Genomic DNA, 21532 nt, shown 5'->3' with positions numbered 1-21532 from the left:
ATGCGTTATTGCAAGTAGCGATGTGATGCAGCGACAAAACGTGATCCAACAACAATAAGAGCGCGTGACTATGAACCTGAATAATAAAACACTGATCATTACGGGTGTGTCCTCCGGAATTGGCGCCGAGCTGGCGAGGGTGGCGCGCTTTCAAGGTGCCAGAGTGATTGGCATCGATCGCCATGAACCGCAACTGACCGTGGACGGATTCTTCCAGGTGGACCTGGCTGATCCTGACAGTATCAATGCGCTGGTCGAGCGCTTGCCCAGACAGATCGATGCCCTGTGCAACATCGCCGGCGTGCCTGGCACTGCGCCGGTTCAGGCGGTTGCCCGAGTCAATTACCTGGGGCTGCGCCATCTGACCCAGTGTCTGCTGCCGCGCATGGCCCCGGGCGGCAGTATCGTCAACGTATCGTCGATACTCGGTGACCAATGGGCTAAACGGCTGGAACTGCACAAGGCGCTGGCCGCCACTGAAAGCTACAGCGAAGGGCAGGCGTGGCTGGCAGCCAATCCGGTCGCTCAAGAGACCTGTTACCAGTACTTCAAGGAGGCGCTGATTGTCTGGAGCTTTCAGCAGTCGCAAGAGTGGTTTCGCGAGCAGTCGGTGCGTGTCAACTGCGTCGCGCCGGGCCCGGTGTTCACACCTATTCTGGGGGATTTTGTCAGCATGGTCGGCCAGGAACGGGTTACCCGTGACGGCTTGCACATGAAGCGTCCTGCGCTGGCCGACGAGGTGGCCGAGGTGATTGCGTTTTTGTGTTCCGACGCATCGCGCTGGATCAACGGTGTCAACTTGCCGGTAGACGGAGGGCTGGCAGCTTCTTACGTGTAATGGCTGCAAGCGGTGCAACCCCGACGACACGCTCGTGGCGTCGGGGATATTGAAAAACAACAACAATAAGTACAGGAATCACAAGATGCCCAAGTCTATCTTGCGTACCGTTGCGACCGTATCAATCATCGGCCTTTCATCAACCGCTTATGCCTATGACTTGCCCGGCCTTAATCTGGGCAACACCAGCTTCTACGACGGATCGCCAGCCCCGGCAGGGCCAGGCTGGTATCTGGAGGAGTACCTGAACTACGCCAGGGCCGATCGCTTCAATGACGTGAATGGCGACAAACTGCAACTTCCCAAACAGGATGTGGATGTACTGGCCGTGACCACGCAGCTCATTTACGTCGGCCAGCCTTTGGCCAATGGCGCGATGCCGGGTATTACCGCAATCAACACGTCGCTGGCGCATGCCGACGTGGACGATGGTCTGGATAACACCGTGCTGAGTTCGCGCGCAGGGTTTGGTGATGTGATCATCGGCCCGTTTCTGCAATTACCGACGATCACTCGTGCTGACGGCAGCCCGCTATTGACCCAGCGTATCGAGGCGGACATTGCGATCCCGGTTGGTGCCTACAATCGCAATCGCTCGATCAACCCTGGCAGCAACTTCTGGTCGTTCAACCCGTACTACGCCGCGACTTACTGGTTTTCCCCAAAATGGTCGGCCAGCGGACGTTTCATGTACTTGTGGAACGGCAAGAACGACGACCCGCAAGCCGGGTTCGGCAATGTCTCCGACACTCAGGCAGGTCAGGCGCTGCATGCCAACCTGACCGTGCAATACGCAGTGACCGAACAGCTCTCGCTGGGTCTCAATGGCTACTGGCTCAAGCAGTTCACGGACACCCAGGTGGATGGCCATGATGTCAGTGGCCGCAAGGAAAAAGTCTGGGCCATCGGCCCCGGCTTCCTGTATGCCTTCAGCAAGGAGAACGTCCTGACGGTCAACAGCTACTTCGAACAGGGCGCGGAAAACCGCACCGAAGGCAACAAGCTGGTGCTGAATTTTCTGCACAAGCTGTAAGGCATTACTCGTCTTATAGCTATCGGCCAATGCGTAGCGTGCAGTTCCTGGCGCTACGCAGAGTGCTCGGCGTTATCCAGATGACTATCGTGCCAATGCTCCGCGTTGGCATGCATTGGGTGACGCTCCGCGTCACAAATCTGCAGCCTTGCGCGGTATCAAGGGCGAAGCAGTCTCAGGCTTTGGTGCTGCCTGTATCTCGGGCCGGATTGAATGATGAATCACGGCTGCAATGTGACGCAGAGCGTCACGAAATGCATTACCACGCGGAGCGTGGGAACGAGAACTATCGGGATTTCAGCTATGTTTTCGGGCTCTTCAAGACTTGTGCATGACGATGGACATAGCGACCTGATCACCTCGACTCCGCAGCCTTGAGCTCACGCTTCTCGAGGGCGACCGACCTGGACAGCACCGTGATCGCCGCCAGTGCGGCAATCACCAGACCGGGTGAGGTGGCCAACAGTACGCCAGCAGTTCCCGCACCGGCTCCGAGCAGATGCCCGGCAGCCAAAGGGCCGGCCACAGAGCCGAGGCGGCCGATGGCTACCGCAGCGCCGACACCGGTGGCACGTACCGAAGTCGGGTACGAAGGAGGAGCCAACGCATACAGCACCAGTTGCGCAGCCATGACAAATACCCCGGCAGCAAACCCGGCAATTGCCATCGGCACGATGCCGACCGACACGCCCACTCCCGCCAACGCGGCCAGCAAACCGGCGTAGACGAACAGCACAACCCTGGTGCCGTTGCAGCGATCCAGTAACAGCCCGCCGAGCAGCGAGCCCAGCGCGCCGCCAATATTGAACAGCATCTGTACCAGGCCCGCCTGAGGCTTGCTGAAACCCTGGCCAATCAACAGTGACGGCAGCCAGTTGAGCAGCATGTACATTACCGTCAGGGTAAAGAAGTAGCCGATCCACAAGGCCAGCGTCGTGCGGGCTCTGCCTTCGCCAAACAGTGCGCTGGCGCTTGAATGCCGCACAGCGCTGGCAGTGGTCTGCTGTTTAAAAGCGCTGGATTCGGGCAGTAACAGGATCATCAGCGGGACCACCAGCAACGGCACCAGACCGCCGATGATGAAGGTTGTCTGCCAGTGCTCGCTGCTAAACATCGCGACCACCGCAGCCAGGGCACCGCCCAGCGGAACGCCTGCATACATGACGCTGATGGCGAGCCCGCGATGGCGTTCGCCGACAGCTTCGGCGCACAAGGCGATCAGGTTGGGCAGCGCAGCCCCCAGCCCAAGGCCGGTCATGAAGCGCACCAGCAACAGGGCAGAAAAGCTATCGACATAGGCGGTGCTCAGCGAAAAGACCCCGAACAGCAGCACTGCGCTCACCAGAATCTTCTTGCGGCCGATGCGATCCGCAATCCAGCCGCCAAAAAAAGCGCCCGGCAGCAGCCCGATTACCCCGGCACTGAACACCCAGCCCATCATTTTCGGGTCAAGGGCAAAGCTTTGACGCAGTCCCGCAGCCGCCGTCCCGGCAGCCTGCAGGTCGAAACCTTCGATGAGTGCGACGATAAAACACAAGACGATGGTCAGCGTCGAACGACGCAACGAACTGTTCATGGCAAGCCTCATTGTTGTTTTTGTTGTGAAGAAAGCCTGTTCCCGAGCGCCGACGACGGCGTTGTGACAGGTGCTGATCAAGGTAACAAAAATAACTAAAAAATGAATCCGCCCATAAATTTCAATAAAAGCAGGAATTATTCTTTTTAAAACATTGAGTTAGGTTGGGATTTAAAGAGTAACAGTCAAGTAGTTAATATTATTAATGTTCGATTATCGGTCACTCTGGATTGACGTCGATACGAAATCCTCCAATTCTCCGTCCACGGGCCGGCGGCCAGCGCCGGACCGAATCCAAAAACAACAACAATAAGTGGACATCCAACATGCCAACGCTCACTCGTGGTGCAGCAAGAGCTGTGTCAACTCTCTTTTTCCGTCGAAAAAATTGCGGTCTTGCGCTGGGCCTGCTGGGTGTCAGCGCTATACCTGACCCCGCACAGGCTCAAGGGTTTCTGGAAGACAGCCACGGCACCTTGACGCTGCGCAATTACTATATGGACCGTGATTACAAGGACGATGGCGCCAAAACGGCCACACGGGAGTGGGCACAGGGGTTCATTATCAACGCCGAATCCGGCTTTACAGAAGGGCCGGTGGGCTTCGGTCTTGATGCGCGAACGCTGGTGGGTGTAAAGCTTGATTCCTCGCCAGACCGCAGCGGAACCGAGCTATTGCCGGTATCAGTCAGCGACGGACGGGCTGCTGACGAGTATTCCCGACTGGCGCTGACCGGCAAGCTTAAATTCCGCGAAACCACAATCAAGACGGGCGACGTGTCGATTTTTCTGCCGTTTGCTTTCGCCAGCCCCTCGCGCCTGTTGCCACAGACCTTTCGGGGCACGACGCTGACTTCAAAGGACATCGAAGGCTTGACCTTCAATGCCGGCTATATCGACCGGGTCAACAAGCGCGACTCCAGCAACTATCAGGCGATGACCATCGCGTCGCCGAACCGGCGCTTCAATGGTGCAGCAACGTCATCGCACATGGTTTATGCCGGGGGCGACTATCAGGTCAACAAGGAGCTCAGCATACGCGCGTATCACGCTGAGGTGGCTGATCTTTATACTCAGAACACCCTCGCACTACTGCACAAAGTGGCAATCGGCGATGGCGTGCTGACCACTGATCTGCGCAGCTTTTTCAGTAGCGACACGGGCAGCGCGAAAGCCGGAGAAGTGGATAACCAGAACCTGTCGGCGCTGCTGGGCTACAAGTGGGGAGGGCACAGCGTCAGTCTTGGCTATATGCATTCGAGCGGCGATACCGCTACGCCCTATGTATCGGGTACCGAACTGATGGGGTTGAGCGAGATGACCATGAGTTCTGATTTTCTCAATGCCAGGGAGCGTACCTGGCAAGCCATTTACGACTATGACTTCACTGCCGTGGGGCTTGTCGGGTTACGCAGTCGCCTGCGTTATGTGCGCGGCGACAACATCGAACTGGCCGCTTTCAATGCCGATGATCGCAAGGAGCGTGAGTTTCAGATGGAGCTGGGCTACGTCGTTCAGAGCGGCCCGCTGAAGAATATAGGCCTGCTGGCGCGCAAGTCGATCTATCGCAACGACTTCCCCGCAGGCGCCGCCTTTCGCGATGAAAACCAGACGCGCTTTATTGTTCAGTACAGCTTGCCGCTCTGGTAATCAGCCCGTCATCGACGGCAAAAATCGCCGTTGATGACGGATTTTTACGATTGGTAAACCTTTTTCAGCAGCCTGAGAAGGTCCTGACGTTCCTGGTTATTCAGCGCTGAAGTGGAATCGAGGTCACTGTCGATGGCGATCTGTTTCAGTTCGCGCAGCAATGTCTCGCCGCTCTTGCTGAGGAAGATGCCATACGAGCGTTTGTCCGGCTTGCAACGAACCCGCACGGCCAGCGCGCGTTCTTCGAGTTTGTTCAGCAAGGGGACGACCTGGGGTGGCTCGATTGCCAGAGCCTTGGCCAGATCCGCCTGCATGAGGCCGGGGTTTTGCTCGATGATCGCCAGCGCCGAGAACTGCGCCGGGCGCAGGTCGTGGGCGGAAAGACGTCCGATCAGGTTCTGGAACAGCTTGAGCTGTGCCCGGCGCATGGCATAACCGATCAGATCATCCAGCGCAGAATCCGTTGGCAAAGCTGCTTCGGCAACCTGTGCGGAGGCCTGGCAAATGTCGGCAATGTCGGATGGCTTGGCCATTGAAAGTGCAGTCCTTTTGATGGGGTGGGTCAATCAGCCGATCAGTTTGCCGAGGTTAGCGAACGATAGCTATGGGGTATACGTCACTGTGACCAGTGTATGCAGGCGGAGTGCCGACTTTTTAATTAATACCGATAACAGTTAATTGACATAACTATATTTGCCGTTTAGCTTTGAGCTATCGTCAAGCCAAGAACAAGAGAGTATCGCCATGAGCAAGTACGAAGGTCGCTGGAAAACCGTCAAGGTCGAGATCGAGCAAGGCATCGCGTGGGTCATCCTCAATCGGCCTGAAAAGCGCAATGCCATGAGCCCGACCCTGAACCGTGAAATGATCGATGTGCTGGAAACACTCGAGCAGGATCCCGACGCAGGTGTTCTGGTGTTGACCGGTGCGGGCGAGGCCTGGACTGCCGGCATGGACCTCAAGGAGTACTTTCGTGAGGTGGACGCCGGACCGGAGATTCTTCAGGAAAAAATCCGTCGCGAGGCTTCCCAGTGGCAATGGAAGATGTTGCGCATGTACGCCAAACCGACCATCGCAATGGTCAACGGCTGGTGTTTCGGCGGGGGCTTCAGCCCGCTGGTGGCATGTGATCTGGCGATCTGCGCCGATGAAGCGACCTTCGGGCTGTCGGAAATCAACTGGGGTATACCGCCTGGCAACCTGGTGAGCAAGGCTATGGCCGATACCGTGGGTCATCGCCAGTCGCTTTACTACATCATGACCGGCAAGACCTTCGATGGTAAGAAAGCCGCTGAAATGGGGCTCGTCAATGAGAGCGTGCCGCTGGCACAACTGCGTCAGGTGACCATCGACCTGGCCCTCAATCTGCTGGAAAAGAACCCGGTGGTACTGCGCGCCGCCAAGCACGGCTTCAAGCGCTGCCGCGAACTGACCTGGGAGCAGAACGAAGACTACCTGTATGCCAAACTCGATCAGTCACGCCTGCTGGACAAGGAAGGCGGGCGCGAGCAAGGCATGAAGCAATTCCTCGACGACAAGATCATCAAGCCAGGGCTGGAAGCTTATAAGCGGTAACAAGCTACAAGCGTGAGGCTTTGACTTGAGGCTTGTATTTCAAGGTTTGAGGCTGCTCTTGAACAACAATAACAAAGAGGAATGATCATGCTGGACGTGCCCCTGCTGATCGGCGGCCAGTCGTGCCCCGCCCGTGATGGACGTACATTTGAACGCTGCAACCCGGTGACAGGCGAAGTGGTTTCGCGTGTGGCCGCAGCGACCCTGGAAGATGCCGATGCGGCAGTCGCGGCTGCTCAGGCTGCGTTCCCCGCCTGGGCGGCGCTGGTACCCGGCGAGCGTCGAGCGCGTCTGCTCAAGGCTGCCGAGCAGTTGCAGGCGCGCAGTGGTGAATTTATCGCTGCCGCTGGCGAAACCGGCGCAATGGCCAACTGGTATGGCTTCAACGTACAGCTGGCCGCCAACATGCTGCGCGAAGCCGCGTCGATGACCACGCAGATTAACGGTGAAGTCATTCCCTCCAATGTGCCCGGCTGCTTTGCCATGGCGCTGCGCCAACCCTGCGGCGTGGTGCTCGGCATCGCACCGTGGAATGCGCCGGTGATTCTTGCTACCCGCGCCATCGCCATGCCGCTTGCCTGCGGTAACACCGTGGTGCTCAAGGCATCGGAGCTCAGCCCTGCAGTGCATCGGCTGATCGGTCAGGTATTGCAGGACGCCGGGCTGGGCGATGGTGTCGTCAACGTGATCAGCAATGCGCCTGCCGATGCTGCGGCGATTGTCGAGCGTCTGATCGCCAACCCGGCCGTGCGTCGAGTCAATTTCACCGGTTCGACCCATGTGGGGCGTATCGTCGGTGAGCTTTCGGCACGCCATCTCAAACCGGCACTGCTTGAGCTGGGCGGCAAGGCACCGTTTCTGGTGCTGGACGACGCTGATCTGGACGCGGCGGTGGAAGCGGCCGCGTTTGGGGCCTATTTCAATCAGGGCCAGATCTGCATGTCCACCGAACGGTTGATCATTGATCGGAAGGTGGCGGATGCCTTTGTTGCGAAACTCACCGCCAAGATCGAAACGTTGCGTGCCGGCAACCCGGATGACAGTGAGTCGGTGCTGGGGTCGCTGGTAGATGTCGGGGCTGGCACGCGCATCAAGGCGTTGATCGACGACGCCGTGGGGCTGGGCGCAACGCTGGTGATTGGCGGGCAGTTACAGGGCAGCATTCTGCAACCGACGCTGCTCGATGGCGTGACTGACACCATGCGCCTGTACCGCGAAGAGTCCTTCGGGCCGGTGGCTGTGGTGATCCGTGGCGAAGGTGACGAGGCGTTGCTGCGGCTGGCCAATGATTCGGAGTTCGGCCTCTCGGCGGCGATTTTCAGTCGCGACACCAGCCGCGCTCTGGCGCTTGCGCAGCGAGTCGAGTCGGGGATCTGCCACATCAACGGACCGACTGTGCACGATGAGGCGCAAATGCCCTTTGGCGGGGTCAAGTCCAGCGGGTACGGCAGTTTTGGCGGCAAGGCTTCTGTCGAGCATTTTACCCAGTTGCGCTGGGTGACCTTGCAAAACGGGCCGCGGCACTACCCGATCTGAATCCTCCGGTGCCGGCGTCGCCGAACTGTTGCAAAAAACCGTGTCGCCGGTAAGTCAGTCATAACAATAACAAGGCTGCAGCCTGTGCTGCTACGCTCGCCCCGAACCGCTGCAAGCCGTTGGGTGTCTGCGTACCTTGATGGAGAGAACGCACGTGAGTTCCGATATCAGATCATCAACGCTGCACAGTGAAGATAGCTCACCACGCTATCGCCAGGTCTCCATCGGTCACCCGCCCATCGAGGTGCGGGAAGAGCAGGGCATTTTGCATATGCGTGCCCTGGAACCACTGGCGCAATTGCCCGATCGCTTGCTCGACCGATTGGTGCACTGGGCCAGCATCCGTCCGCAGCAAACCTTTATTGCCGCCCGCGACAGCCGTGACGGCTGGCGCAAGGTCAGTTACGCCGACATGCTCACAGACGTTCGCGCCATTGCGCAGAGCCTGTTGGCGTATGGGTTGTCCGCCGAACGGCCGTTGGCGCTGCTCTCGGGTAACGACATCGAGCATTTGCAGCTTGCACTGGGTGCCATGTACGCGGGTATTCCCTATTGCCCGGTATCACCAGCGTATTCAGTCATGTCCCAGGATTTCGCCAAGCTACGGCATGTTTGCGAAGTGTTGCAGCCAGGGCTGGTATTTGTCAGCGACGCCGCGCCGTTTCAGCGCGCCATTGACGCGGTCATTCCAGCGGATACGCCGATCATCACTGTGCGCGGGCAACTCGCTGGCAGGCGCCCACTGAGTTTCGCCAGCCTGTTCGATCAGCCGGGCGGCCGTGAAGCCGAGGCGGCTTTTCTGGCCAGTGGGCCGGACAGTATCGCCAAGTTCCTGTTCACCTCAGGCTCGACCAAACTGCCCAAGGCCGTAGTGACCACGCAGCGTATGCTGTGTGCCAATCAGCAGATGCTGCTGCAGACATTTCCGGTGTTCGGCGAAGAGCCGCCCGTGCTGGTCGACTGGCTACCGTGGAATCACACCTTCGGCGGCAGCCATAACCTCGGTATCGTGTTGTACAACGGTGGCACGTTCTATCTGGACAACGGCAAACCGACCGTCCAGGGTTTTGCCGAAACCCTGCGCAACCTCAAGGAAATCTCGCCGACGGCCTACCTGACCGTGCCCAAAGGCTGGGAAGAGCTGGTCAACGCGCTGGAGCAGGACGCCGAACTGCGTGAGCGATTCTTCTCGCGCATGAAACTGTTCTTCTTCGCCGCTGCCGGCCTGTCGCAAAGTATCTGGGATCGTCTTGACCGTGTCGCCGAGCAGCATTGTGGCGAGCGTATTCGCATGATGGCGGGGTTGGGCATGACCGAGGCTGCGCCTTCCTGCACGTTCACCACCGGACCGCTGTCGATGGCTGGCTATATCGGCTTGCCTGCGCCCGGTTGCGAAGTGTGTCTGGTGCCGGTGGACGGCAAGCTGGAAGGCCGTTTCCGCGGTCCGCACATCATGCCCGGCTACTGGCGCTCGCCGCAGCAGACTGCCGACGTGTTCGACGAAAACGGTTTTTATTGCTCCGGCGATGCGATCAAGCTCGCCGATCCTGCGGCGCCCGAGCTGGGCCTGATGTTCGACGGGCGTCTTGCCGAGGACTTCAAACTGTCGTCCGGCGTGTTTGTAAGTGTCGGACCCATGCGCAACCGTGCAGTGCTGGAAGGCTCGCCGTACGTGCAGGATGTGGTTATAACCGCGCCTGATCGCGAATGCCTGGGTGCGCTGGTGTTTCCAAGGTTGCATGAGTGTCGCCAATTGGCCGGGCTGGATGCACAGGCTTCTGATGCGCAGGTGTTGGCCAGTGCGCCGGTACGTGCGTGGTTCGGCGAATGGCTGACCCGCCTGAATCAAGGTGCAAATGGCAATGCCAGCCGTCTTGAATGGATCGTGCTGCTTGACGAACCCGCGTCTATTGACCGTGGCGAAATCACCGATAAGGGTTCGATCAACCAGCGTGCGGTGCTGCAGTGGCGGGCAGAAACAGTCGAAGCGCTTTATCGTGATCAGTCCCCGGACAAAATCAGTGCCGAGCCGACGGCATGAGCAGCGGCGGGCAATATCTGGCGTTCAGCGACGTGGCCATTGTCGACGCAGTGCGTACGCCGTGGGTCGATCTGGGCGGCGCTCTGGGGCATATTTCACCCATCGATCTGGGTATAAAGGTCGGTCGTGAGGTTCTGGCGCGTGCTGCCATTCATCCTGATCAGGTCGACGGTGTACTGGCTGGCTCAATGGCGCAAGCCAGTTTCGATGCGTACCTGCTGCCCCGGCATATCGGCCTGTACAGCGGCGTCGCACAAAGCGTTCCGGCGCTGGGCGTGCAACGCATCTGCGCCACAGGTCTCGAACTGTTGCGTCAGGCCGCTCAGCATGTGAGCGAAGGCGGGCAGATGGCGCTGTGCGTTGCTGCCGAATCGATGTCGCGCAACCCGATTGCGGCCTATACCCATCGCGACGGTTTCCCGCTGGGCGGTGCCGTGCAGTTCAAGGACTTTCTCTGGGAAGCGTTGTACGACCCGGCACCGGCAATGGACATGATCGCTACGGCGGATAATCTTGCAAACCGTTACGGCTTGAGCCGTGAAGCCGTCGACGGTTATGCATTGCTCAGCCATCAGCGCGCACTGCAATCGCAGCTTGGCGGCCAATGGGCTGGCGAAATTGTGCCGGTCAACAGCCAGCGCTTTGAGCTGGAGGGTTATCAGCCGCGCGGCATCGAGTTGCCGCGGGGAGTTGAAACGGTCACACAGGACAGCCATCCGCGAGCGACCACCCTGGCGGCGTTATCTCGTTTGCGCGCTATTCATGCTGATGGTGTGCAGACCGCAGGCAACAGCTGTGCGGTGGTCGATGGTGCGGCAGCGGCGTTGGTGGGCAGCGCTTCGCAGTCACAAAGGCCGGTACTGGCGCACCTGCTGGCCAGTGCTGTGATTGGCGTCGCTCCGGAGTTCATGGGCATTGGCCCGACGCCTGCCATCCAGCTGTTATTGCAGCGCAGCGGGCTGGCGCTGAGCGACATTGGCCGGCTGGAAATAAACGAAGCGCAGGCGGCCCAGATGCTGGCGGTGACACAAACGCTGGAACTGGACAGCGAACGACTCAACTGTCTGGGCGGTTCACTGGGCCTGGGTCATCCGTTGGCAGCCACCGGGTTACGTCTGGTCATGACCCTGGCCCGGCAATTGCGCGAAAAAAACCTGCGCTACGGGATTGCCGCAGCCTGCGTAGGCGGCGGGCAGGGCATGGCGCTGCTGATCGAGAATCCGGCATTTATTGCCCGCTGAGCCTGCCCCCCTTATCCATGACTCGAAAACGACACTCAGCCATTTAAAGCGCTGCACTTGACGCAGGTCATCCTTTAGCGCTTGACCGAATTGAAGTGAACAGTGACTCTCGCGTCTCTCAACACTACGGAACCCGTCTATGCGTGCCCTCGCTGAGCTTTCTTTCGATTTCGTCTGGCATTTGATGTTCACGGATGACGATCAGCTCGACCAGGATCTGGCGGTACGCTCGCTGGAAAATCTGTCTGACTACTTTTCGGCGATGTCCGACGAAGAGAAAAGAGCGTTCATCGCTGTGGCGCATGAACGCAAGGCCCGCCTTTTTGCAGTGCCCGATGCCGATGGCTACTCGCCAATGCTGCACGCCACTGAAGACCAGGCGCAGTTTCTTGATCATGTAGTGTCCGGACAGTTCTTCCAGCAGTTTGAAGAGCCCGCGGCTGTTTATGCCAGCGACCGCGTGGTACCGATCCGCAGCAGCTGAGCTACCGGCTAGTTGCGTGCAGTTTCCGGCAATCTGGCAATCACCTTGATTTAAATAATTCCTGCCCGGCTCAACGCCGCGCCGACAGCTGCTGCGGTGCCAGAAACGCATCGTGAAAATAGTTACGAAACGCCTGCATCGCCGGGCTCAACTCGCGCTCGCGGTGCCAGGCCAGGCCGACGCTCATTGGCGTTACCGAGTCGGTGACAGTCAACGTTTCAATACGTTTGCCTTCCAGCGACCAGGGGCGATGCACCAGGTCGGAGAGAATCGCCACGCCGCTGCCGTTGGCGACCATGCTGCGCACTGCCTCCACGGAGCTGGTGCGCACTCTGACATTGGGTCGTTGGCCGGCCAGTTCCCAGTAGCGCATTGCACTTTGCTCTGCTTCGTCGACCGTCAGCAGGATATAGGGCTCTTGTGCCACATCGGCAAGGCTCACGGCGGCGCGCTGGCACAGCGGGTGATGGCTGGACAGCCATAGGCGGCGTTCGGAGTTGAACAGTGTCTCCGAGACGATATCCGGGTGAGTGATGTTGGCTGTCAGCACCACCGCCATATCGAAGCGCCCCTCCAGCAGACCCTGTTCGATGGCTTGCCGTTCGCGTTCATGAACCTCGATGGCTACATCGGGGTGCCAATGTTCCAGACGTTGCAGGTGGTGAGGCAGAAAGTAGCCAATCACGGTGTAGCTGGCGGCCAGGCGCAATACGCCGCTGGCGCGAATATCGGGTAGCGGGCTGTTCAGCGCATCATCGACGCTGCGCAGGATCACGTAGGCCCGGTTCAGAAAATGTCGACCCGCTTCGGTCAGGCTCATGCCCTGAGTCGAGCGCTGGAACAACAGCGTGCCGAGCATGCTTTCCAGTTCCTTGATGGCCGTGGTCACCGCAGACTGCGAAATGTTCAGGTGAATGGCCGCCTGCGAGATTTGCCCGATCTCGGCCGTTGCCACGAAATAACGAACCTGGCGCAACGTCAGGGACATAAGCACTCCAATTGGTGGGTATCTGTTTTTCAGAAGATGATGTATCTGTAAATAGATCTACCCAAGGGGTGCGAGCGAATCTAACGTGTTTTGCAGGAAGCCGGATAGCTTCTTTTCCGGATTGACCCTTGACTCGATAGCCTCAGGAGCAAACGCCATGCAGGTGGATTTCAACTCGGACATGGGTGAAAGCTTCGGCGCGTGGACCATTGGTGACGGCGTCGATAACGAATTGATGGCCTTCATCAGTTCCGCCAACGTCGCTACCGGTTTTCACGCGGGTGACCCCGGCACGATGCGCCGTACCATAGAACAGGCGAAACAGCTGGGCGTTGCCATTGGCGCGCACCCCGGGTTCCGCGATCTGGTCGGCTTCGGACGGAGGCACATCAACGCAGCGCCGCAGGAACTGGTCGATGACATGCTCTACCAGCTGGGGGCGTTGCGTGAGCTGGCGCGGGTTCAGGGCGTGACATTGCAGCATTTCAAACCCCATGGGGCGCTGTATATGCACCTTGCCCGGGATGAAGCCGCTGCCTGTCTGCTGGTGGAAAACCTTCAGCGCCTGGAGCCTGGATTGCTGCTTTACTGCATGCCCGGTTCGGTTATCTGCAAGATCGCTCAGGAACTCGGTCAGCCGGTCATTCGCGAGTTCTACGCTGATCGCGACTACGACTTGAGCGGCTCCATCGTCTTCACCCGTAATGTGCGTGCGCATGACCCGGCCGAGGTCGCGGCACGCGTGGTTCGCGCGTGCCAGCAAGGTCTGGTGCGCACCGTCGAGGGCGAGGACCTGAGCATTGAATTCGATTCGATCTGCCTGCACAGCGACACGCCGGGCGCTCTGGCCCTTGCCGAAGCGACCCGCAAGGCGCTGGACGCTGCCGGGATCACGGTGCGCAAGCCGCGCTGAGTCAAATGGCATCGTGTGCACAGACACAGGAGCCACGTTACTGATATTCGCCTGCCGTTCTACAACAAATTCAACAAGGAACAGACATGGCTGATCCGATTCGCTACAGCTTTGGCGCTGATGAACACCTGTTCGCGGAGGTCAGCGAGAGTATGTCGCTGGAGGCCTTTTTCAAAGGGCTGGCGGTGACCCGTGCGGTCGAGCGTCTGGAGCTGGACGGTGTACTGGACGTATGCCTGGCCAACGCGTCCTTCCAGATTCGCTTCGACCCGGACCGTATTGCACCGCATGCCTTGCTTGAGGCAGTGAGAGCGGCCGAGGCCGATGCAGTGGCCGAACGTACGCTGCAAACCCGCATCATCGAGATTCCGGTGCTTTACAACGATCCGTGGACCCATGAAACCCTGATGCGTTTTCGTGACCGCCACCAGGATCCGGGTTCGACGGACCTGGAATACGCTGCGCGCATCAATAACCTGGCGGATGTCGATGCTTTCATTGCTGCTCATAGCGGCGCGCCGTGGTTCGTCTCGATGGTCGGTTTTGTGGCTGGTCTGCCATTCATGTTTCAGATGGTCGAACGCGAGCGCCAACTGCAAGTGCCCAAATACCTGCGGCCACGTACCGATACACCCAAGCTTACGCTGGGTCATGGCGGCTGCTTCGGCTGCATCTACTCGGTGCGCGGAGCGGGTGGCTACCAGATGTTCGGCGTCACGCCCGCGCCGATCTACGATCCGCAGCAGGGTCTGGCTTATCTGAAAGAGCACATGGTGTTTTTCCGGCCGGGCGACATCGTCCAGTTCAAACCGGTTGATCGGGACACCTATGACGCGGCCGTTGCAGAGGTCGAAGCCGGGCGCTTCGATTTGCGGATTCGTCCGGTCGAGTTTTCCCTGGATGCCTTTCTGGCTGATCCCGCTGGTTATCCCAAGTCGTTGCAGGAGGTGCTGGCATGATCAAGGTGCTCAAACCCGGTCTGGCGACCTCGGTGCAGGATCTTGGCCGCGAAGGCTATTACCACCTGGGCATTCCGCCCTCCGGTGCGCTGGACCAGTACGCGCTCAGCGCTGCCAATCAGCTCGTTGGCAACCCACCCGGTGCCGCCGGGCTTGAATGCACATTGCTGGGGCCGGAGCTGGAGTTCCAGTGCGATACATTGGCGGCGGTCTGTGGTGCACACATGGCGGCGCGCCTCGACGGGGTGGAAATGCACCACGACACCGCCTTTGCGGTAAAAGCCGGACAGGTGCTGCGTTTCGACTTCCCCAAGGACGGCGCGCGCACCTATCTGGCGGTTGCCGGGGGGATTGATGTGCCGCTGGTGCTGGGCAGTCGGTCGACTTACACGCTGGGTGCGCTTGGCGGTTTTCAGGGTCGCCGACTGATGGCTGATGATCAGTTGCCGATAGGTATTCCTGGCGGCAAAGGCCGGGCCGGGGCGAGCCTGCCGATGGCTTTGCGACAGTCTTTGGGCGGGGAAGTGTATCTGCGTGTGGTGCCTGGCCTGTATTACGAGCGTCTGACCGAATTCGCAGCCACCAGCTTTTTCTCCGAGTCCTGGAGCGTAGGCTCGGAAGCCGACCGCATCGGTTATCGCTTCAAGGGCGGCAGGGCGTTGACGTTCCAGCCCAGGGAGCAGCCTTTCGGGGCAGGCTCCGATCCATCAAATATCGTCGACAGCTGCTACCCGATCGGCTCGATTCAGGTGCCTGCCGGGCTTGAGCCGATTGTCTTGCACCGTGACGCGGTGTCCGGCGGAGGCTACGCGATGATCGGTACGGTGATCAGTGCCGACCTCGACCTGATCGGTCAGATGCAACCCAACCAGAAAGCGCGATTCGTGGCGGTAACGCTGGAGGAGGCTCTCGAAGCGCGAAAGTCGTACAAAAAGAAGCTGGCGTGCCTGAGCAAACTATTTTCTTCATAGACGCGGTCAAAGAGCCGGCAGTTGCTCAAGCATTTTCGTACGGCACACATCGAGTATTTCGTCTGCCAGTGGCGAGTCGTTCGGGCAACTGCGCGATAGCAGTAGCGCGCCCAGCGCATGGGCAAACATATCGATGGTGTTTGCCCGCGCCTGTTTCCATTCGTTGTCGCCAGGAGACGTGCCTGCGGGAGCCAGGGCGGCAAGTATGCTCTCGATACCCTCGGCGAAGGTTGCCTTGACGTCGTCTGACTGACGTGCGGCATCAGCGCTGAGTGCGGCCATCGTGCAGCCGGTGCCTGGGTTATCCCGGTGCTCTCTGGACAGGTAGTACTCGATGAACTGCGCAGGATCGACGTCTTTCGATTGCTCCACGGTGCGCGAGATGGCGCAGGCTGCCGATTCGGCCATCAGGTCGGACTTGGAGCCGAAGTGCTTGTAGAACCCGCCGTGGGTAAAGCCCGCTGCGGCCATCAGGTCTGCAACCCCGACACCGTCAAAGCCGTGCTCGCGAAACTGAACGGATGCCGTCTCGACAATGTGTGCCCGGTTGGCCTGGGCCTGCGCCTTGGTGACTCTCATGTGGTTTGCCTCTCTTGCCTGCTTGGTTTTTTCCCGTCCGGGTTCGGCAGGGTGTGAATATAGCATTGATGCTGACCGTCATCAAAAACGTTGGCAGTTAAGATGCTGATCGTAATCATAACCGCTCAAAGCTGACTGATAGCTGTCCACCTTGTTTCTCAGCAATAGGATCGCACCACGGGCGATCCTCAATCGGCAGGAGAAAACCATGAAATACAGAACGTTTGGCAAAACCGGGCTCAATGTTTCGCAATTGGCGCTGGGCACAGGAAACTTCGGCACGGGCTGGGGCTACGGTGCCGACCCGGTTGCCAGCAAGGCAATTTTCAACGCCTATGCAGAGGCGGGTGGCAACTTCATCGATACTGCAGACATTTATCAGTTCGGTCAGTCCGAAGAGTTACTCGGTACGCTGCTGGAAGGCCGACGCGATGATTTCGTGCTGGCGACCAAATTCACCAACGGCGCCTCGGCCAATCCCGGCCGACTGACGATCGGCAACAACCGCAAGGCAATGGTCAGCTCTGTGGAGGCAAGTCTCAAGCGCTTGAAGACGGACCGCATCGACATCTATTGGGCGCACCACCCAGACGCTGTTACACCCATCGAGGAAATTGTCAGAGGGTTTGAAGATCTGGCGCGTGCAGGGAAGATCCTCTATGCAGGCCTGTCCAATTTCCCTGCATGGCGGCTTGCTCGCGCGGTTACGCTGGCCGAAATCAGCCGCGCATTACCGATTGCAGCCGCTCAGTTCGAACACAGCCTGGTGCATCGCGAGCCGGAGGCCGATCTTTTTCAGGCGTCTTACGCGCTTGGCCTTGGCGTCGTGACCTGGTCACCTCTGGGGGGTGGCATGCTGACCGGCAAATACCGCAAGGGGGAGAGCGGGCGCGCTGAGGGGTTTGGCGGCAAGGTGTTCCAGCCTGAGAACTCGGCGCAGCGCACCCGGATTCTCGATACTGTTCTGGCTGTTGCCGATGAGCTTGGCGTCAGCGCGGGTCAGGTAGCCATTGCCTGGGCAGGTTCGCACGGCGCTGTTCCTATCATCGGCCCCCGTTCGCACGAGCAGATTGCCGATAATCTGGGTGCCTTGTCGCTGACGCTGGCTGACGAACAGATTCAACGGCTCGATGCGGTCAGTAGTCTGGACCCCTCCGCTGGACCAAGGTCGGCGGCTGATTGGTCGGATGAGACTCGCGCAAGGGGAGTTGCCTGAGTTGTTGGCTTGGCTCGGATAGTTGGTTGCCCGCCGCCAAATGAGCGGCTGGGAGCCCTTCCAGGCGCAGCTTCGCCGCATGAATGCGGTGCTTGCGTGCCTTGGCGAAAGTGGTGATCTTCGCCTCAGCGTTGAAAGTGTTAGCGTATTCCCCGCGTTTTTCTTTGTAATGAGAAAGACCAAAATACTCGCAGTCTTGTCTATTCATCGTCCTTGAGCCTCGTAGGGTGATGAACGCGATCACCTTCCGTGCGCACAACCCGTATTACTGAATGCCGATGAGCAGCCCTGGCTGTCCCATCAGGAGAGCACCATGCATCGAAAATCAATTTGCGCAGCACTGGCCATCCTGTCCGCTGCCACACTCACCACCTCCCTGGCCTACGGCGCGACCATCTCCGGGCTCCCTGCAAGCGCCCCTGCCGACAGACCGGTAGGCAAGCTTGAACAGGTGCATGCCTTTTACGATGCGATGCCTACCGGTGTGACAGTTACTGAAGCCGGGCGAATTTTCGTCAACTTCCCTCGCTGGGGCGACAAGGTGCCTTTTACGGTGGGCGAGATTCGTGATGGCAAAGTGGTTGCCTACCCGGATCTGGCGGTCAACCGCGAGAATCCGAAGGACCCCGGCGACGGGCTGATCAGCGTGCAGAGTGTGGTGGCCGACGGTAAAGGACGCGTCTGGCTTCTGGACACTGCCGCACCGCAGTTTGCTGCTCCGCGTCCGGGTGGTGCCAAGCTGGTTGCGGTAGACCTGGCCACCAACCGAATCGTCAAGCGGCTGGTGTTTCCGGATAACGTCATATTGCCCAGCACTTATGTCAACGACATGCGCTTCGACTTTCGCAAAGGATCGCAGGGGACTGTCTATGTGACTGACTCTTCGGTAAGCGGTCCGGGTGCAATCATTGTCATGGACATTGCCAGTGGGCAGGCCGTACGGCGCCTGAGCGGCGCGAAGTCGACGTCTGCCGACCCGGCTTTCGTGCCCGTGGTCGAGGGCGTGCCGGTGCTGGGTGATGGCCCGGACGGATCGCGCAAACCGGTTCACGTAGCCGCAGACGGCATTGCGCTGTCGGCCGATGGCAAAACGCTTTATTTCTCGCCACTGTCCAGCCGCCACCTGTACTCCGTCGCTACCGAGCTGTTGAACGACAGCGGTGTAAGTGAGCAGCAACTGGCCGCGGCTGTTGAGGACCTCGGTGAAAAGGGCGCCTCCGATGGTCTTGAGGCTGATGCAGACGGTGCTGTGTATGCAGGTGACTACGAGCACAATGCAATTCGCAAACGCCTGCCGAGCGGTGTATGGCAAACCGTGGCGCACGATCCTCGCATGCTGTGGCCTGATACGTTGTCTATCGGTCCGGATGGCTACCTGTATTTCATCGTCAACCAATTGCACCGTCAGGCCGGTTTCAATTCGGGCCACGACAAGCGTGCAAAACCTTATAGCCTGCTACGCGTGAAAGTCGACGCTGCGCCTGCACCCACTCATTGATCGAATTGAATACCGGAGCATTGATAATGAATACACCTGCAAAGCCGCTGGCCTTGATCGCCGTTCTGAAAGCCGTTGTGGGCAAAGAGTCCGCATTGAAAGAAGCATTATCAGCACTGGTGGAACCGTCCCGATCAGAGCCGGGCAATATCGAGTACACACTGTTCGAGGCGCGCGATGAGCACGGCACGTTTTACATGCGTGAATGCTTCAAGGATCAGGCAGCACTGGATGCGCACGTTGCCACGCCGCATTACCAACAGTTTGCAGCTGCAAGCGGCGAGTGGCTGGCAGAGCCACCGCAGCTGATATTTCTGGATCAGGTGTCTGGCTGATCTGGATAAGGGGCTCGGCACGTTCGAGCCCCTGTACGGCCACCCCAAACACGCTCTAACCCATGATGGGCACCCTCTCTCAAGAGACAGGTATCATCATCCGTCATTGATCAAGGCAGACAATACCCCGGACATCACTATTATCAGTTGAATGCCTAGCAATACTGTCAGCCACTTCGGGCCTCTGCGAATAAACCAGTAGGCTGCATTGAGCACTGTCGAGATCAGGTTGGCGAACCACAGCACAGTAATCGCCAGCACTTTCTTCACCTGAAACCAGTCACTTTGCAGGCTTAGGAAAAAGAGGGCGAAACCGATGCCGATCACAACAACTGCGATGGACGCAAAACCGATGTATCTGCTTCGATAGAACGAGCTGAAAGGCATGCCCGTCTGGTTTTCCATTACGGGGTAAAGGTCTGCTGGTGTGTCATTGAAGTTCGGATGAGTTGCTTTTAACGGCGTAGCGGGGCCACCGATGACTTCAGGCTTGCCAGGATCGGTTTCAACAACCAGTAAGACATTGGGGCGGTCGTGGTCGGTGGGGGGGTTCGGGATCTTTTTATCCATTGTTTTCGCTTCCTCTGCAAGGTGCAAAGGTTATAACGAATGTTGTGACCAGCACGAGCGCTTGTGCACGCCGTCAACCAACCCTCAGGCAGCAGATACACCCCGTATCTGCCACCCACTCGGGTTTTAAAAGATATTGATCGGATAGCTGACAATGATCCGGTGCTCATCGGCATCACGCTGGCTGGCAAACTCGGTACGAAGTTGCGCATGGCGCAGTGCAACGCTGAGGTTTTTCGCCGGGCCGGACTGCACCACGTAACTCAGGGTAACGTTGCGTTCCCATTCCTTCTTGTCGCCGTCGGACGTCTGGATGTTCGAACCGCTTTCATACATGGCCAGGAAGTTCAGCCCGGGAACGCCAAGCCTGGCGAAGTCATAGCCGTAACGGACCTGCCAGGTGCGTTCTCCGGCGCGCTGGAACTTGCCGATCATGGATTCGGTCATGAAGTAAGCGGTTGATCCATCGCCCTGATTCAACCATACCGCGTCGCTGTCACCGGTCACTGCCTGATAACCGGCAGCCAAGGTATGACCGTCGATGAGGTAGGTGAACTGAGCGCTGGACAGGCGGCTGTCGACTTCACCCTTGGTAACGCCGTTACCGTAATAACCCACCGTGTAGAACGATGGATCGTGACCGTTTGCACCGTCCGAGCGGTTGTCGAAGTGGCGCAGGTCGGTGCGCAGGGTGCCCGGGCCGAGTTGCATGTCATATTTCAGTCCGAGAAAGTTCTGTTTGTAGAAGTTTTCCAGGTTGCCGTAGTAATACTGCAAGGTCAGGTCTTTGGTCGGTTTGTAATCGACGCCTGCGTAGTAGAACTTGTTGACGAATTCACCGGTCAACGGGTTGTTGGCACCCGGAATCGACATGCCCATCTGGTTGGTCGAACCGCGGCCCATCACATGTTCCAGTTGCCCGGCAGTGAAGGTGAAATCACTCAGGTCTTTCGACTGAATCTGCCCTCCGCGAAAAGTCTGTTGCAGCATGCGATCAGTGGACATGACCACCGGAAGCATCGGCACCAGCGTGCCGTACTTCAACTCGGTTTTTGAAACGCGTGCCTTGAGCGTTGCGCCCAGGCTGCTGAACTCATCGACCGCGCGGCCGTCGCTGTCAGTCGGGAAGATATTGCCGTTGAACGCCGTGCTTTGCGGGTTGTAGTGGCGGCCCTTGCCCGAGTCCAGACGAATGCCCAACTGGCCCAGCGCATCGACACCAAAGCCGACGGCGCCGGGCGTGTAGCCGGACTGGTAGTTGAGCATGAAGCCCTGGCCCCACTCCTGCGTGTAGTTCGGGTCGGCAGCACCGCTGCGGTTGTCTGCGTTGCTGAAGAAGTTGCGCGCCAGAATGCTGGCCTTGCTGTCTTCCAGAAAACCTTCGCCGAAGCTCTGCTGCGCGATCAGCAGGCCACAAAAGCCCGCAACGAAAGGGGTGGCGCGATTGATACGCTCCATCGGGTTCATCCTCATGCTGTCATTAAGTGTTGTGAGAGGCAGGGTCGGGCGGCAGTCAGGTTTCTTGTTGTT

The 21532-nt window shown here is 58.8% G+C and carries 20 protein-coding genes; 14 read left to right on the top strand and 6 right to left on the bottom strand.

Annotation, left to right across the window (positions count from 1 at the left end; genetic code table 11):
* Positions 1-70: 70 nt before the first annotated feature.
* Both KP808_RS13360 and KP808_RS13355 read left to right on the top strand, forming a co-directional pair.
* The gene (locus KP808_RS13360) at positions 71-838 is read left to right on the top strand and encodes a coniferyl-alcohol dehydrogenase (protein WP_122259959.1); all 768 of its coding nucleotides are present in this window, start codon (positions 71-73) and stop codon (positions 836-838) included.
* An 85-nt stretch (positions 839-923) separates the two neighbouring features.
* A complete protein-coding gene (locus tag KP808_RS13355; RefSeq protein WP_230016260.1) occupies positions 924-1871 on the top strand; it encodes a SphA family protein in 948 nt (315 codons plus the stop codon).
* Between the two features lie 355 nt (positions 1872-2226).
* On the opposite strand, the gene mhpT is transcribed toward KP808_RS13355, so the two are convergent.
* Positions 2227-3447, bottom strand: a complete 1221-nt coding sequence (gene mhpT, locus KP808_RS13350; RefSeq protein ID WP_230016259.1) for a 3-(3-hydroxy-phenyl)propionate transporter MhpT — start codon at positions 3445-3447, stop codon at positions 2227-2229.
* A 326-nt stretch (positions 3448-3773) separates the two neighbouring features.
* On the opposite strand from mhpT, the gene KP808_RS13345 reads away from it, so the two are divergent.
* Positions 3774-5096: an OprD family porin gene (locus tag KP808_RS13345; RefSeq protein WP_122259955.1), complete on the top strand. Its 1323-nt coding sequence runs from the start codon at positions 3774-3776 to the stop codon at positions 5094-5096.
* 44 nt (positions 5097-5140) lie between these two features.
* On the opposite strand, the gene KP808_RS13340 is transcribed toward KP808_RS13345, so the two are convergent.
* Entirely contained in the window at positions 5141-5629 is a 489-nt protein-coding gene (locus KP808_RS13340) for a MarR family winged helix-turn-helix transcriptional regulator (protein WP_058402865.1), read from the bottom strand.
* A 211-nt stretch (positions 5630-5840) separates the two neighbouring features.
* On the opposite strand from KP808_RS13340, the gene KP808_RS13335 reads away from it, so the two are divergent.
* The 5 genes from KP808_RS13335 (at position 5841) to KP808_RS13315 (ending at position 11973) form a co-directional block, all read left to right on the top strand.
* Positions 5841-6671: a p-hydroxycinnamoyl CoA hydratase/lyase gene (locus KP808_RS13335; protein ID WP_230016258.1), complete on the top strand. Its 831-nt coding sequence runs from the start codon at positions 5841-5843 to the stop codon at positions 6669-6671.
* Between the two features lie 87 nt (positions 6672-6758).
* Positions 6759-8207: an aldehyde dehydrogenase gene (locus KP808_RS13330; RefSeq protein ID WP_122259954.1), complete on the top strand. Its 1449-nt coding sequence runs from the start codon at positions 6759-6761 to the stop codon at positions 8205-8207.
* 154 nt (positions 8208-8361) lie between these two features.
* Positions 8362-10248, top strand: coding sequence for a feruloyl-CoA synthase (locus tag KP808_RS13325; RefSeq protein WP_230016257.1), 1887 nt, complete (start codon positions 8362-8364; stop codon positions 10246-10248).
* A complete protein-coding gene (locus KP808_RS13320) occupies positions 10245-11489 on the top strand; it encodes a thiolase family protein (RefSeq protein ID WP_058409490.1) in 1245 nt (414 codons plus the stop codon). The genes KP808_RS13325 and KP808_RS13320 overlap by 4 nt, the downstream gene beginning before the upstream one ends.
* A gap of 139 nt (positions 11490-11628) precedes the next feature.
* Positions 11629-11973: a hypothetical protein gene (locus KP808_RS13315; RefSeq protein ID WP_057402539.1), complete on the top strand. Its 345-nt coding sequence runs from the start codon at positions 11629-11631 to the stop codon at positions 11971-11973.
* Positions 11974-12043: 70 nt separating this feature from the next.
* Here KP808_RS13315 and KP808_RS13310 read toward each other — a convergent pair whose 3' ends face one another.
* Positions 12044-12961 (bottom strand): LysR family transcriptional regulator, encoded by a 918-nt coding sequence (locus KP808_RS13310; protein WP_230016256.1) that lies wholly within the window; start codon positions 12959-12961, stop codon positions 12044-12046.
* Between the two features lie 157 nt (positions 12962-13118).
* Here KP808_RS13310 and KP808_RS13305 point away from each other — a divergent pair, with 157 nt between their 5' ends.
* The 3 genes from KP808_RS13305 (at position 13119) to KP808_RS13295 (ending at position 15804) form a co-directional block, all read left to right on the top strand.
* Entirely contained in the window at positions 13119-13874 is a 756-nt protein-coding gene (locus KP808_RS13305; RefSeq protein WP_230016255.1) for a 5-oxoprolinase subunit PxpA, read from the top strand.
* A gap of 86 nt (positions 13875-13960) precedes the next feature.
* On the top strand, positions 13961-14833 hold the full coding sequence (locus KP808_RS13300) for a 5-oxoprolinase subunit B family protein (RefSeq protein ID WP_058409491.1): 873 nt from the start codon (positions 13961-13963) through the stop codon (positions 14831-14833).
* A complete protein-coding gene (locus tag KP808_RS13295) occupies positions 14830-15804 on the top strand; it encodes a 5-oxoprolinase subunit C family protein (protein ID WP_230016254.1) in 975 nt (324 codons plus the stop codon). Before KP808_RS13300 ends, KP808_RS13295 begins: the two co-directional genes overlap by 4 nt.
* A gap of 6 nt (positions 15805-15810) precedes the next feature.
* Here KP808_RS13295 and KP808_RS13290 read toward each other — a convergent pair whose 3' ends face one another.
* Complete coding sequence (locus KP808_RS13290) at positions 15811-16383, bottom strand: TetR/AcrR family transcriptional regulator (protein WP_230016253.1); 573 nt, start codon at positions 16381-16383, stop codon at positions 15811-15813.
* Positions 16384-16591: 208 nt separating this feature from the next.
* Here KP808_RS13290 and KP808_RS13285 point away from each other — a divergent pair, with 208 nt between their 5' ends.
* The 3 genes from KP808_RS13285 (at position 16592) to KP808_RS13275 (ending at position 19432) form a co-directional block, all read left to right on the top strand.
* Positions 16592-17599, top strand: coding sequence for an aldo/keto reductase (locus tag KP808_RS13285; protein WP_230016252.1), 1008 nt, complete (start codon positions 16592-16594; stop codon positions 17597-17599).
* 313 nt (positions 17600-17912) lie between these two features.
* Complete coding sequence (locus tag KP808_RS13280) at positions 17913-19097, top strand: major royal jelly family protein (protein WP_230016251.1); 1185 nt, start codon at positions 17913-17915, stop codon at positions 19095-19097.
* A 26-nt stretch (positions 19098-19123) separates the two neighbouring features.
* On the top strand, positions 19124-19432 hold the full coding sequence (locus KP808_RS13275; protein WP_122281004.1) for a putative quinol monooxygenase: 309 nt from the start codon (positions 19124-19126) through the stop codon (positions 19430-19432).
* 96 nt (positions 19433-19528) lie between these two features.
* Here the strand turns inward: KP808_RS13275 and KP808_RS13270 are convergent, their stop codons facing one another.
* On the bottom strand, positions 19529-20002 hold the full coding sequence (locus tag KP808_RS13270; protein WP_230016250.1) for a hypothetical protein: 474 nt from the start codon (positions 20000-20002) through the stop codon (positions 19529-19531).
* Between the two features lie 126 nt (positions 20003-20128).
* Positions 20129-21460: an OprD family porin gene (locus KP808_RS13265; RefSeq protein WP_122281006.1), complete on the bottom strand. Its 1332-nt coding sequence runs from the start codon at positions 21458-21460 to the stop codon at positions 20129-20131.
* Between the last annotated feature and the right edge of the window lie 72 nt (positions 21461-21532).

It is taken from the genome of Pseudomonas savastanoi (genome assembly GCF_020917325.1).
In the GTDB taxonomy this organism is placed as follows: Bacteria; Pseudomonadota; Gammaproteobacteria; order Pseudomonadales; family Pseudomonadaceae; genus Aquipseudomonas; species Aquipseudomonas amygdali.
This window is presented reverse-complemented; position numbering and strand designations above follow the sequence as displayed.

Bases quoted from the DNA above. Each gene is read 5' to 3' on its own strand.
- KP808_RS13290 (WP_230016253.1), bottom strand. From the start codon at position 16,383: ATGAGAGTCACCAAGGCGCAGGCCCAGGCCAACCGGGCACACATTGTC.
- KP808_RS13270 (WP_230016250.1), bottom strand. From the start codon at position 20,002: ATGGATAAAAAGATCCCGAACCCCCCCACCGACCACGACCGCCCCAAT.
- KP808_RS13335 (WP_230016258.1), top strand. From the start codon at position 5,841: ATGAGCAAGTACGAAGGTCGCTGGAAAACCGTCAAGGTCGAGATCGAG.
- KP808_RS13310 (WP_230016256.1), bottom strand. From the start codon at position 12,961: ATGTCCCTGACGTTGCGCCAGGTTCGTTATTTCGTGGCAACGGCCGAG.
- KP808_RS13265 (WP_122281006.1), bottom strand. From the start codon at position 21,460: ATGGAGCGTATCAATCGCGCCACCCCTTTCGTTGCGGGCTTTTGTGGC.
- KP808_RS13315 (WP_057402539.1), top strand. From the start codon at position 11,629: ATGCGTGCCCTCGCTGAGCTTTCTTTCGATTTCGTCTGGCATTTGATG.
- KP808_RS13285 (WP_230016252.1), top strand. From the start codon at position 16,592: ATGAAATACAGAACGTTTGGCAAAACCGGGCTCAATGTTTCGCAATTG.
- KP808_RS13280 (WP_230016251.1), top strand. From the start codon at position 17,913: ATGCATCGAAAATCAATTTGCGCAGCACTGGCCATCCTGTCCGCTGCC.
- KP808_RS13345 (WP_122259955.1), top strand. From the start codon at position 3,774: ATGCCAACGCTCACTCGTGGTGCAGCAAGAGCTGTGTCAACTCTCTTT.
- KP808_RS13305 (WP_230016255.1), top strand. From the start codon at position 13,119: ATGCAGGTGGATTTCAACTCGGACATGGGTGAAAGCTTCGGCGCGTGG.
- KP808_RS13355 (WP_230016260.1), top strand. From the start codon at position 924: ATGCCCAAGTCTATCTTGCGTACCGTTGCGACCGTATCAATCATCGGC.
- KP808_RS13340 (WP_058402865.1), bottom strand. From the start codon at position 5,629: ATGGCCAAGCCATCCGACATTGCCGACATTTGCCAGGCCTCCGCACAG.
- mhpT (WP_230016259.1), bottom strand. From the start codon at position 3,447: ATGAACAGTTCGTTGCGTCGTTCGACGCTGACCATCGTCTTGTGTTTT.
- KP808_RS13295 (WP_230016254.1), top strand. From the start codon at position 14,830: ATGATCAAGGTGCTCAAACCCGGTCTGGCGACCTCGGTGCAGGATCTT.
- KP808_RS13360 (WP_122259959.1), top strand. From the start codon at position 71: ATGAACCTGAATAATAAAACACTGATCATTACGGGTGTGTCCTCCGGA.
- KP808_RS13330 (WP_122259954.1), top strand. From the start codon at position 6,759: ATGCTGGACGTGCCCCTGCTGATCGGCGGCCAGTCGTGCCCCGCCCGT.
- KP808_RS13320 (WP_058409490.1), top strand. From the start codon at position 10,245: ATGAGCAGCGGCGGGCAATATCTGGCGTTCAGCGACGTGGCCATTGTC.
- KP808_RS13300 (WP_058409491.1), top strand. From the start codon at position 13,961: ATGGCTGATCCGATTCGCTACAGCTTTGGCGCTGATGAACACCTGTTC.
- KP808_RS13275 (WP_122281004.1), top strand. From the start codon at position 19,124: ATGAATACACCTGCAAAGCCGCTGGCCTTGATCGCCGTTCTGAAAGCC.